This window comes from Saccharothrix isguenensis (assembly GCF_052936305.1).
The window spans coordinates 1,856,988-1,869,335 of record NZ_CP193626.1; the positions used below are offsets into that span (position 1 = coordinate 1,856,988).

At 72.0% G+C, this 12,348-nt stretch carries 9 protein-coding genes; 3 read left to right on the forward strand and 6 right to left on the reverse strand.

Annotated features, from left to right (window positions below; translation table 11 throughout):
• Positions 1–63: 63 nt before the first annotated feature.
• Positions 64–1,560, reverse strand: coding sequence for a carboxylesterase/lipase family protein (locus ACRAKI_RS09015; protein ID WP_447006596.1), 1,497 nt, complete (start codon positions 1,558–1,560; stop codon positions 64–66).
• Entirely contained in the window at positions 1,557–2,165 is a 609-nt protein-coding gene (locus ACRAKI_RS09020) for a TetR/AcrR family transcriptional regulator (RefSeq protein ID WP_447006597.1), read from the reverse strand. The genes ACRAKI_RS09015 and ACRAKI_RS09020 overlap by 4 nt, the downstream gene beginning before the upstream one ends.
• A gap of 53 nt (positions 2,166–2,218) precedes the next feature.
• Between ACRAKI_RS09020 and ACRAKI_RS09025 the strand changes: the two genes are divergently transcribed.
• The gene (locus tag ACRAKI_RS09025) at positions 2,219–2,572 is read left to right on the forward strand and encodes a GatB/YqeY domain-containing protein (RefSeq protein ID WP_447006598.1); all 354 of its coding nucleotides are present in this window, start codon (positions 2,219–2,221) and stop codon (positions 2,570–2,572) included.
• Positions 2,573–2,629: 57 nt separating this feature from the next.
• Here the strand turns inward: ACRAKI_RS09025 and ACRAKI_RS09030 are convergent, their stop codons facing one another.
• Positions 2,630–3,931, reverse strand: coding sequence for a tannase/feruloyl esterase family alpha/beta hydrolase (locus tag ACRAKI_RS09030; protein ID WP_447006599.1), 1,302 nt, complete (start codon positions 3,929–3,931; stop codon positions 2,630–2,632).
• A gap of 137 nt (positions 3,932–4,068) precedes the next feature.
• On the opposite strand from ACRAKI_RS09030, the gene ACRAKI_RS09035 reads away from it, so the two are divergent.
• Both ACRAKI_RS09035 and ACRAKI_RS09040 read left to right on the forward strand, forming a co-directional pair.
• The gene (locus ACRAKI_RS09035) at positions 4,069–5,022 is read left to right on the forward strand and encodes an extracellular catalytic domain type 1 short-chain-length polyhydroxyalkanoate depolymerase (RefSeq protein WP_447006600.1); all 954 of its coding nucleotides are present in this window, start codon (positions 4,069–4,071) and stop codon (positions 5,020–5,022) included.
• A 109-nt stretch (positions 5,023–5,131) separates the two neighbouring features.
• Positions 5,132–5,398, forward strand: a complete 267-nt coding sequence (locus tag ACRAKI_RS09040) for a hypothetical protein (RefSeq protein WP_447006601.1) — start codon at positions 5,132–5,134, stop codon at positions 5,396–5,398.
• Positions 5,399–5,467: 69 nt separating this feature from the next.
• Here the strand turns inward: ACRAKI_RS09040 and secA2 are convergent, their stop codons facing one another.
• From secA2 to ACRAKI_RS09055, 3 genes are all read right to left on the reverse strand, one after another.
• Complete coding sequence (secA2, locus tag ACRAKI_RS09045; protein ID WP_447006602.1) at positions 5,468–7,786, reverse strand: accessory Sec system translocase SecA2; 2,319 nt, start codon at positions 7,784–7,786, stop codon at positions 5,468–5,470.
• Positions 7,787–7,963: 177 nt separating this feature from the next.
• Entirely contained in the window at positions 7,964–9,256 is a 1,293-nt protein-coding gene (locus ACRAKI_RS09050) for an MFS transporter (RefSeq protein ID WP_447006603.1), read from the reverse strand.
• A 12-nt stretch (positions 9,257–9,268) separates the two neighbouring features.
• Positions 9,269–12,250, reverse strand: coding sequence for a carboxyl transferase domain-containing protein (locus tag ACRAKI_RS09055; RefSeq protein WP_447006604.1), 2,982 nt, complete (start codon positions 12,248–12,250; stop codon positions 9,269–9,271).
• Positions 12,251–12,348 lie beyond the last annotated feature (98 nt).

Sequence of the window (12,348 nt, forward strand, 5' to 3'; positions counted from 1 at the left end):
CCAGTTCATGACCCACTCGGTCTCCACCCGGCCGTGATGGGGCTCCACGTCCCACAGTGTGGCTCAGGGCATCCGCGCCCAGAAGTCGAAGCGGTGATCGGCCTGGTAGTCCGTGCCCTCGATCCGTCCGGGCGCCAGGGACTGGACGTGGCCGGTGCCGAAGGCGGGCCACGCCGGCAGGTCGGCGCAGGCCGGGTCGCCGTGGGTGGCGAAGGCCGCCCAGTACCGGTTCATCGCGTCCGCGAGCTCCCGCTGCGCCGGCGACAGCGACGGGCCGCCGGGGAAGTCGAACTGGTACACCAGCTCACTGGCGTGCACCGCGCCGGCCGGGAACCCGGGCGAGATCGGCGGGGCGCCCCGGTCGGCGAACTCGTAGAACCAGGTGTCGGTGCGCGCGGCGAGGGTCTGGCCCAGTTCCCAGGTCGGTCGCGCCCAGGCCCGGTCCGTGCAGACCTGCGCCCAGGCGAGGCCCGGTGTCGGGAAGCGGTCGAGCGGGTAGTGCGCGGCGACGTCGTCCGCCGCTCCTCCGAACGCCTCGGCGAGCAGCCGGGGGTAGCTCTCGGCGGTGACGGGGTTGCCGGCGAGGTCCGCGAAGAGCCCGACGAAGAACCGCGCCTCGTCCCGCGTCGCGCCCAGCACCAGCGGCACCCGGTGGAAGCGCCCGGCGGGCAACGCCTCCTCGGGTGACTCGGGCAGGGTGGGGCCACCGAACGCCGGCCGGATGAAGGCGGCCGACGCCTGGAGCAGGTCCGGCGCCGGGACGCGCCGGAGCTGCGCGAGCGCCGACTCGGCATCGCTGCCCGGCGTGACCCAGCCGTGCTCGGCGGCGGTGGCCGCGCCGAGCCGGTCAAGCTCGGCCGCCGGCAGCCACCTCGGCGGGAGCGCCGGGACACCGGGGATCAGCGTGTGCGCCGGCGTCGAGCCCACGACCGCGAACGCGCTCTGCAGGACCGCGCGGTGGAACAGCCCGGCCGACGTGGGCGACACCAGGTGCGCCGCGATCATGAGCGCCCCGTACGACACCCCGACCAGCGTCACGTTCGCCGGATCGCCGCCGAACCGCGCGATCTCCCGCCGCACCCACCGCAGCGCGGCCTGCTGGTCCAGCAAACCGAACGTGCCTCCCTCGGCGAGGCCCGGGTAGCCGAAGCACCCGAACACGCCGAGCCGGAAGTGCGGCGCCACGACGACGACGTCACCGGTGACGGCGAGCCGCCGGGAGTCGTGGGCGGTGGACCCGTTCGTCCCGCCGCCGCCGTGCAGCCACACCAGGACCGGGCGCTTGGCGCCCGGGGTCGCCGGCACGGTGACGTCCAGCGTCAGGCAGTCCTCGTCGACGGCGGTGACGTCCGTGAACGACTGGGCCGGCTGCGGTGCGGGGTTCCCGGGCGCGGTCGCGTCCCGGACCCCGGACCAGGGCTCGACCGGCGCGGGCGGACGCCATCGCCGCTCGCCGACCGGTGGTGCGGCGTACGGGATCCCGCGGAACGAGAGGTGCCCGTCGAACCGGTGGCCCCGGATGGCGCCGCTGCTCAGCCGCACGGTCGCGAACCCGGTCATCGCGAGCCGCCGAACACCACGGCGATGACCGGCCGGAGCACGTCCCGCGCCGGGAACGCGTCCACGCCCGAGAGCGCGACCTGATCGGCCAGGCCCTGCACGGTCGCGAGGATCGTGCGGGCGGCGAGCACGGCGTCCACTCCGGGCTCGACCTCACCGCGTTCGATGCCGTTCTCGACGGCCGCCGAGACGTAGCCGAGGATGTCGCGGCCCGCCCGCCGGGCGACCTCGGCCAGCCCGGCGTGGTGCAGCGCCTGTGCCTGCAAACCCTGCCGGACGCGGTACTCGACGTCCCGCTCCTGGTCGAGCGGTAGCAGCTCGACCAGGCTGTCGAGCAGCACCTCCGCGATCGGCAGACGAGCCGCCTCGCCATCGCGGACCCGCACACCCACCCGCTCGCTCAGCCGCCGCGAGGCGTCTTCGTAGGCGAAGTGGAGCAGCACGTCCTTGCCCGCGAAGTAGTGCTGGATGAGCCCGACCGAGATCCCCGCCTCGGCCGCCACCCGGGAGAACGAGACGGCGGCGAACCCGTCCGCGGCGAGCAGGCGCTGGAACGCGCGGGCGATCTGAGCGCGGCGCTGGTCATGATCGGCAACTCTCGGCACCCGGTTACAATACAGTCATATTGCTATCGTCCCCCGACCGGATCGGAAGACACATGCGCGCCAACCTGCGTGGCGACCTGAAAGCGGCTCTCAAGTGCCGGGACGCCATCGCCGTCGCCGCCCTCCGCTCCGCCTTGGCGGCGATCGAGAACGCCGAGGCCGTCCCCGCCGGCCACCAGTCGGACGCGGTCGAGGGGAGCGAGCACTTCGCGGGAGCGGCGAGCGGCCTCGGTGCGGCGGAAGCGGAACGCCGCCACCTCACCGAGGCCGACCTGCGGTCGATCGTCGAGAACGAGATCAGGGAACGCGGGGTCGCCGCGGACGAGTACGACCGGCTCGGCCGCACCGACCTCGCCGTGCGGCTCCGCGCGGAGGCCGAGGTCCTGAGCCGGTACCTGTCACTCTGACGACTGAGAACGTCCCGCCGCTCGGTCGCACCGGAGCACGCCGAGCGGCGGGAGGACTCAGGACAGCGCGCACTCCGTGGCGTTCACCGTGGCCGGGCGCGGCACCGTCGTGGACGCGGGCGGCCGGGTGCCGGAGGACAGCCAGCCCTCCAGGGCCGTGAACGCCGACCGGTGGCACGGCGTCAACGGCCGCAGCCGGTCCGGGAACGCGTCGAACAGCGAGTCCACGTGCGTCCCGCCCTCGATCCGGTAGTAGCGGAACAGCGCCCCGCGCCCCGCCGACCGCACCATGTCCGCGTACACGTCGGAGTCCTGCGAGATCGGCAGCAGCACGTCCAACGTGCCGTGCAGCGTGAGCAGCGGCCGGCCGATCCGCCCGGTCAGCGCGATCCGCGACACCGCCCGCTGCGCCTGGGGCCGTGAGGCGTAGTCGTAGTCCGCGTCGCACGACGGCGTGCCGGGCGCGCAGAACGGCGTGCCCGCCACCGCGTCACCGTCCCACGTCGGGTCCAGCTCCTCGCGGTAGATCCGCTGGGTGAGGTCCCAGTAGTACTGGTGGTGGAACGCCCACAGGAACTCCGACTCGGCGGGGAACCCGGCCGCCGCCATCGCCGCCTTGTCGCCCGCCGGGTACCCGGTCAACACGGGCGGCAGGAACGTCAGCAGGTTCGGGCCGCGCGCGGACCACAGGGTGCCCTCCCAGTCCACCCCGCCGTCGTACAGCTCGGGGTGGTTCTCCAGCTGCCACCGCACCAGGTAGCCGCCGTTGGAGATGCCGGTGGCCAGGGTGCGTGACGGCGGCCGGCAGTACCGCTGCGCCACCACGACCTTCGCCGCCCGGGTCAGCTGCGTCACCCGGTGGTTCCACTCGACGATCGCGTCACCGGGCCGCTTGCCGTCCTGGTGGAACGCCGCACCGGTGTTGCCCTTGTCGGTGGACGCGAACGCGTACCCGCGCGCCAGCACGAAATCGCTGATGGCGCGGTCGTTGGCGTACTGCTCCCGGACGCCGGGGGAGCCGGCCACGACGAGGCCCCCGTTCCAGCGCTCCGGCAGCCGGATCACGAACTGCGAGTCGTGCGCCCAGCCGTGGTTGGTGTTGCCGGTGGACGTGTCGGGGAAGTAGCCGTCCACCTGCGTCCCGGACACGGGGGTCGGCGCGGGCAGGCCGGCCGGCGTGAGCCCGGCCCAGTCGGCGGGATCGGTGCGCCCACCCGCGGTGGAGAGGTCGGCGAGGTGGGTCAGTTCCTGGTGCTCGGCACCGGGAACGCGCAGGGGTCCACATCCTTGAGCGGACGCGGGAACGGCCTGCGCCGTCGTCGCGAGGAGCGCTGCGATCAGCGGAACGGCGATGTTCACCCATGGCACGGTAAGTCGCTCCACCCGACCGCGTAATGGGTCCGGTCGCCATGCCGAACGGGGCCGATGTGGTGCGGCGAGCCATCGTGCCGCCCCCGGAGCACTTCTACGGTCGAGAAGCGGACAAGGAGGTCCGCATGCGCGTACTCACACTGATCGCCCTGCTGTCCGCGACCCTGCTGTCGACGACCCTGCTGATCGCGCCGCAGGCCGACGCCGCGAGCGTCACCGAAGTCCCGGCGTTCGGGTCGAACCCCGGGAACCTGAAGATGTTCCGCTACGTGCCGGACGGCCTGCCCGCCGGCCGACCGCTGGTGGTCGTGCTGCACGGCTGCACCCAGGACGCACGCTACGGCACGTCCAGCGGCTGGGTGTCGCTGGCCGAACGGCTCCGGTTCGCCGTCGTGCTGCCGCAGCAGCAGAGCACCAACAACTACAACAAGTGCTTCAACTGGTTCCAGGCCGTGGACACGACCCGAGGTTGGGGCGAGGTCGCGTCGATCGCGTCGATGGTGGCGCGGATGAAGGCCGACTTCGGCACGTCCGCCGGCTACGCGACCGGCTTGTCGGCGGGCGGCGCGATGACGTCCGTGCTGCTGGCCACGTACCCGGAGGTGTTCACCGGTGGCGGGGTGGTGGCCGGGCTGCCGTTCGGCTGCGCCACCGGCGTGATGGACGCGTTCGGCTGCATGAACCCGGGCAAGGACCTGACCGCCCGGCAGTGGGGCGACAAGGTGCGCGCGGCGACGACCCACCGCGGCCCCTGGCCGACCATGACCGTGTGGCACGGCACCGCGGACCACACCGTCGCGGTGGCCAACCAGCGGGAGATCGTCGAGCAGTGGACCGACGTGCACGGAGCGGACGCCACCGCTGATGTCACCGACACCGTTGCGGGTTACCCCCATGCGGTGTACCGCAACAGCAGCGGGTCACCAGTGGTCGAAACCCACACCGTCACCGGAATGGGTCATGGCCAACCGGTGGATCCGGGCACCGCGGCGCACCAGTGCGGCGCCGCGACCGCGTATGTGCTGGACGTCAATGTCTGTGCGGCATGGCATCTCGCCCAGCGGTGGAGGCTGCAGTAGCCCGATCGGTGCGTTTTGACGACACCGGCCGGGGTAGCTCAGTTGACGCAGCGAAGTTCGCACTGCCAGGTGATTTACGTTCACCCGGCGTGAGGTGTCTGCTTCCGGGGTGACTGAGCAACGGCGCTCGACGCGCACAGACCAGGAGTGGGACCTGATCCGGCGCATTCAGAACCTCGCCCACAAGGCCGAACGCACGGCGTTCGACCATTCGAACCTCGTCGGTCCGCCACCGTCCCAGCAACACCTGGACATCCTGGCGGAGATCCGCGCGCTCACCGAGCAGGCGGTGGCGCAGCGGATGCCGAGACCGGCCACCCTGCCTCGGCAGGCGGAGCCGGTCGAGGGCAAGAAGGTGTCCGCGCCCGCCCACTGACGGCCGCCGCGGGCTGGGCCTGCACCCAGCCCGCACGGCCGCTTGTGCCGCCGGCGACGCCTTGTGCCGCTAGCGACGCCGGACGAGCTTCACCAACCCCTTGAACGTCTCCTCCAGACCGGACGAGAACGGGTTGTCGTTGACCAGGTAGGTCCAGGTGGTGTTCGGCCGCTGCACGCCCGCCTCGGCCAGGTGGGCGCCGTCGGCGTCGATCTCCACCTTGGCGAAGGTCTCCTCCGCCTCGTCCCACGCGTCCGGGATGACCTTGTGGTAGGCCGGGATGGCCTCCCGGTGGAACTCGTCCAGCGGGTTCTGCCGCGCCAGCGCCCGCAGGTGGATGCCCTCGCGCAGGTCCGTGAGGAACGTCAGGTGGTCGCTCCACCGCTGGTCCAGGTGGTGCAGCGTGATCAGCCGCGCCGCCTTCACCTTGACGTCCTCGTCCAGGTCCTTCAGGTCGAGCGTCTTGTCCGGGTTCCGCTTGGACAGCTCCCGCCACGCGGCGTCCGTGGTGAGCAGCTCGTCCCGGAACTCGAGCAGCAGCTGGCGCTGGTGCTCGATCAGCTTGTTGTACCGCCAGGTGTTGCGGTGGATCTCCAGCTGCACGCCCTCGGCGACGCGCTGCGCGTGCTCCACGGTGTGCAGCGTGCCCACGTCGGTGATGCGGCCGTCCTCGTCCACCTCTGTCGGCTCGTCGTGGTCCGGCACGTACTGCGTGACCAGCTCGTCCTGCAGCGAGGAGAAGAACACCGAGCCGCCCGGGTCGCCCTGGCGGCCCGCGCGACCGCGCAGCTGGTCGTCCAGCCGGCTGCTGGAGTGCCGGCCGGTGCCGATCACGTAGAGGCCGCCGAGCTCGGAGATGCGCTCGTGGTCGGTCGAGTCGTGCCCGCCGAGCCGGATGTCCGTGCCGCGGCCCGCCATCTGGGTGGACACGGTGACCCGCTGGTACGAGCCCGCGTCGGCGATGATCGAGGCCTCTTCGGCGTCGTTCTTCGCGTTCAGCACGACGCAGTCCAGACCGGCGTCGGCGAGCTTGCGGGACAGCCGCTCGGACTCCGCCACGTCGAGGGTGCCGACGAGGATCGGGCGGCCGGTCTCGTGCACCTCCTTGATCTCGGCGACGATCGCGGCTTCCTTCTGCTCCAGCGTCGTGTAGAGGCGGGGAGCCTCGTCCTCCCGGATCGTCTTCACGTTCGGCGGGATGACCAGCACTTCCAGCTTGTAGAAGTCGCGCAGCTGCTCGGCGACGGCCACCGCCGTGCCCGTCATGCCGCACACCGACGGGTAGCGGCTGAGCAGCGCCTGGACGGTGATCGAGTCCAGCACCTCGCCCGCGTCCGTGGTCGCCACGTTCTCCTTCGCCTCGACCGCCGCCTGGAGGCCGTCGGGCCAGCGCTGGAGCTTCGCGATCCGGCCGCGCGTGTCGTTGATCAGGTGCACCTTGCCGTCGCGGACGATGTAGTCCACGTCCCGGTGGAGCAGGACCTGCGCGTGCAGGGCCACGTTGACCTTGCTCAGCGTGGTGGAGACGTGCTCGTCGGAGTACAGGTCGATGCCGCCGAGCTGGCGCTCGACCAGCTCGCTGCCCGCGCCGGTGAGGTAGACGTTGCGCTCTTCGTCGTCGATCTCGAAGTGCAGGTCGCGGCGCAGCCGCTTGACCAGGTCGGCCAGCGCCGGGTCGACCGCCGGGCCCGCCGTGGAGCCCGCCAGGACCAGCGGCACGCGCGCCTCGTCCACCAGGACCGAGTCGGCCTCGTCCACCAGGGCGACGCGCGGCCTGGGCACGATGCGGTCGTCGACGTCGGTGGCCAGCCGGTCGCGCAGCACGTCGAACCCGATCTCGGAGACCGACGCGTAGGTGACTTCAGCCTGGTAGGCGGCGCGGCGCTCGTCGGGCTTGGAGCTCTGGTCGAGCCAGCCGACGCTCACGCCGAGGAGCCGGTAGAGCGGTCCCATCCACTCGGCGTCGCGCTGGGCGAGGTAGTCGTTCACCGAGACCACGTGCACCTGGTCGCCGCGCAGCGCGAAACCGGCGGCGGCGATGGCGCCGGAGAGGGTCTTGCCCTCACCGGTGGCCATCTCGACCACGTGACCCTCCAGGAGACCGAGGGCGCCGAGGACCTGCACGTCGAACGGGCGCAGGCCGAGCGCGCGCTCCGCGGCCTCACGTCCGAGCGCGCACACCTCGACCAGCTCCGGACGGCCGAAGTCCTCCTTGCCGCGCAGCCCGGCCGCAGCGGCGGTCAACTCCTCGTCACTGAGCTTCTTCACGCGTTCGGCCTGCTCGTTGACCTCGTCGAGCAGCTTCCGGTAGGGCGTGAGGTCGGCGGAGCCCGGCTTCTGCGCGAACCGACGCAGCCGCTGCTTGAAGCGTCCCAGGAGAGTGGTCACGGCACGGCAACGTACGGCAAGCGCGCAACGTTCCGCACGTCACCCGTTTGACAGTTCACTCCGGGTCGAAGCCCACGCACGGCGTCGCTACTCATCGTCACCTCGTCGTCGGTCGGGAGTCTTCCGCGGAGGAAGGGGTCACCTGCTGGAGATACCCCTTCCTCCGTGAGGTTCCGGTCAGGGTCGGTGCGTCTCCCGCAGGCCGAGCACCGATGCCAGCGTCACCACGCCCATGACCAGCAAGAAGGCCGACACGGACGCCGACGTGCCGGTCGCGACGAGCAGCGCCGTCATGATGAACGGGGTGCCACCGCTGACCAGGATCGACGCCAACTGGTACGCCAGCGACGCCCCCGAGTACCGCACGTGCGGCTCGAACAGCTCCGCCAGGTACGCCGCCACCGGCCCGTAGACCAGGCTCGACGCCACGCCGCCCACCGCCAGCGCCACGAAGATCAGCCCCAGCGACGCCGTGTCGATCAGCCAGAAGTAGGGGAACGCCCAGGCGATCAGCCCCACCGCGCCCACCACGATCAGCGGACGCCTGCCGTGCCGGTCCGACCACCGCCCGGCCAGCAGGATCACCGGCACGCTGATCAGCGACGACACCAGCGTCACGATGAGCACCGAGTTCCGCGCCAACCCCAGCTCACGGGTCGCGTAGTCGAGCACGCCCGCGATGCTCACGTAGAAGATCGCGTTGGACGCGAACATCAGCCCCGCGCCGAGCAGCACCTGCCGCCGGTGCGTCCGCAGCACCTCGCGCAACGGCGCGGGCGGCACCTCGGGAGCCGCCGAACGGCGTTCCTTGATCTCCCGGAACACCGGGCTGTCCTCCACCTTCAGCTGGATGAACAGCACCACCGGGAACAGCAGCGCGCTTGCCAGGAACGGCACCCGCCACCCCCACGCGGCGAAGTCGGCCGGCGGCACCGTCGCGCCCACGACGAGGAACGCCACGTTGCCCAGGATCACGCCCAGCGGCACACCGGCCTGCCCGAACGTCCCGGCGAACCCCCGCTTCCCCGGCCCCGCGGTCTCGGTCAGCAGCAGCACGACGCCACCCCACTGCCCGCCCACCGCGATGCCCTGCACGAACCGCAGCAGCACCAGCAGCACCGGCGCCAGCACACCCAGGGTTGCGCTGGTCGGCAGGAGTCCGATCAGGAACGTCGCGGCGGCCATCATCCCGAGGCACGCCACCAGCGCGGGCTTGCGGCCGAACTTGTCGCCGACGTGCCCGAACACCAGCCCGCCGACCGGCCGCGCGATGAACCCGGCCCAGAACGTGCTGAACGAGAGCAGCAACCCGATCAGCGGTGACGCGTCGGGGAAGAACAGCTTCGGGAACACCAGCGCCGCGGCAGTGGCGTAGATGAAGAAGTCGTACCACTCAAGCGACGACCCGACCAGGCCGGCGGCCATGAGCTTGCGCAGCGTGCGCCGCTCGGGGGGAGCGGTCGTGACCATGAGGATTCCCTTTCACCAGGTGTCCACGAACGGGCGTTTCTTGCCGGTCCTGACTGGGGCGTGGTCCGGACCGGTGAGCAGGGTGGTGATCCAGCGCCGGGTGTCCGCCGGGTCGATCACGTCGTCGATCTCGAACGCGGACGCCACGTTGAGCGCCTTGCCGTGCTCGTAGGCGGCCGAGACCATCGCCTCGAACATCTCCTTGCGCTGCTCCGGGTCGTCGATGGCGTCCAGCTCGCGCCGGTACCCGAGCCGCACCGCGCCTTCGAGGCCCATCGGGCCGAACTCGCCGCTGGGCCACGACACGGCGAACAGCGGCACCTTCAAGCTGCCCGCCGCCATCGCCTGCGCGCCCAGCCCGTACGCCTTGCGCAGCGCCACGAACCCGAACGGCACGTCGAGGTTCGCGCCGGTCACGAGCATCCGGGTCAGGTGCCGCACGGTGGCGGTGCGCTCGGCGTCCGGCCCGACCATGAACCCCGGCGTGTCGCACAGCGACACCACGGGCAGGTCGAACGCGTCGCACAGCTGGAGGAACCGCGCCGCCTTGTCCGCCGAGTCGGCGTCGATCGCGCCGCCCCGGTGAGCCGGGTCGTTCGCGATCAGCCCGAGCGGCCTGCCCTCGACGCGGACCAGCGCGGTGACCATGCCGCGGCCGAACTCGCGCCGAAGCTCCAGCACCGACCCGGCGTCCGCGACCGTCTCCACGACGGTCCGCACGTCGTACGCGCGGACCCGGTTCTCCGGCACGAGGTGCCGCAGCAGCCGCTGGTCGGGGCACTCCCAGTTGTCCGCCCGCCTCTCGTCGGGGGTGCCTTGGAAGTACGAGAGGTACTTCTTGGCGACCTCGACGGCCTCGGCCTCGTCCGACACCAGCACGTCGATCACGCCGTTGGGCGACTGCACGTCGACCGGACCGATCTCCTCCGGCCGGAACACCCCGAGCCCGCCGCCCTCGATCATCGCCGGGCCGCCCATGCCGATCGTCGCGTCACGGGTCGCGATCACCACGTCGCACGTGCCCAGCAGCACCGCGTTCCCGGCGAAGCACCGGCCGGACGCGATGCCGACCAGCGGCACCAGCCCGGACAGCTTCGCGAACAGGTGGAACGCCATGCAGTCCAGCCCGCTGACGCCGCCGTGATCCGTGTCGCCCGGCCGACCGCCGCCGCCCTCCGCGAACAGCACCACGGGCAGCCGCCGCTGCTCGGCCAGCGCGAACATCCGGTCCTTCTTGGCGTGGTTGCGCAACCCCTGCGTGCCCGCGAGCACGGTGTAGTCGTAGGACATCGCGACGACCTGGCCGCCGTTCACCTTGCCGACGCCCGCGACCAGCCCGTCCGCCGGCGTGCGCTCGACCAGCTCGTCCAACGACCGCCGCCGGCGTTGCGCGGCGATGGTGAGACCGCCGTACTCCACGAACTCCGTGCACAGGTCGTCGATGTTCTCGCGGACCGTCCGCCGACCCCGCGAGTGCCGCTTCGCCTCCGCCTCCGGGCGGGAGAAGTCGTGCCGCGCCAACGTTTCCGCCAGGTCCGGCCGCACGTCGTCCAGGTCGAACTCGACGGCCTTCTCCTCGACCGCGACGTCCACGCCCTCGGCCAGCAACGCGCCTTCCGCGACCGTGTCGCCGACCTCGACCAGCACCCGCGCGTCGCCGATCGCCACGACGTGCTGCATCTTCATCGCTTCCACGACGACCGCGCCGGACTCGATCGCCACGACCGTCCCCTGCACGGGCGAGCGCGCTCCGGTGTCCTCGCGGGGCAGCGAGTCCACCAGACCGGTGTGTCCTTTCAGGACGTCCGGGTGGTCCAGCAGGCCGCGCAGGAAGCCGATGTTCGTCTTCGCGCCGTCCACGGTGAACTCGTCCAGCGCACGGCGGGCACGGCGCAGCGCGGTGTCCAGGTCGTCGGCGTGCACGATGACCTTCGCCAACAACGGGTCGAAGTCGAGGCCCGCCCGGTAGCCGACGGACGCGTGCGTGTCGACCCGGACGCCCGGACCGGACGGCGGCACGAACGCCGACAGCCGTCCCGTCGAGGTGAGGCCGACCCGAAGCTGCATCGCGCTGCCGCGTGGCGTGTGGGCCAGGTCGGGCTCGACCTCGGTCGCCAGCAGCAGTTGCGCCCGGACCAGGTCCAGCCCGGTGACCTGCTCGGTGACCGTGTGCTCGACCTGGAGCCGGGGGTTGGCCTCCAGGAACGCGAACCGGCCGTCCGGCGCGACCAGGAACTCGACCGTGCCCAGCCCGGTGTACCGGACGGCGCGCGCGATCGTCGCCGCCGCCTCATGCAGCGCGGCGCGCAGGTCGGGGGAGAGGTCCGGTGCGGGCGCGATCTCGACCAGCTTCTGGTGCCGGACCTGCAACGAGCAGTCGCGGTCGCCGAGCACCGTCGTGCCGACCAGTTGCACCTCGACGTGCCGCGCCGGTTCGAGCAGCTCCTCCACGAACACGGTGTCGTCGCCGAACGCGGCCAGCGCCTCGGCCCGGCACCGCGCGACGGCGGCCTGGAGGTCCGCGAGCCGTCGCACCACCCGCACGCCCTTGCCGCCGCCGCCCGCGACGGCCTTCACCACCACGGCGCCGTGCGCGCGGAAGAAGTCCTCGAACTCGTCCTGGGCGCCCGCGAGCACCGGCACGCCGACCTCGGTGGCCAGCGCGCGGGCCCGGCTCTTGTCGCCGAGCAGTTCCAGCACCTCGGGCGGTGGGCCGACGAACGTCAGCCCGGCCTCGGCGCACCGCTGGGCGAACCCGGCGTTCTCGGCCAGGAACCCGTAGCCGGGGTGGACCAGGTCGCACCCCTCGGCGGCGGCGATCACCGCGTCCGCGTCCAGGTAGGAGCCGTGCAGGCGGACCGCGCGGTCGGCGAACCGGCCGTGGGCGTCGTCGGAGTCGGTGACCAGGGCGACGGTGCGCCAGCCGAGGTCCGCGGCGGCGCGGAGCACTCGGACGGCGATCTCTCCCCGGTTGGCAACGAGCAGCGTGGGCACTTCGACCTCCTGAGCGACCGCTTAGTATGTGACCGCGGCCGCATAGTGACACCTGCGCTTGGCGTTCGTCCAGAGGGAACCGATGCCGGTGCCGGGGC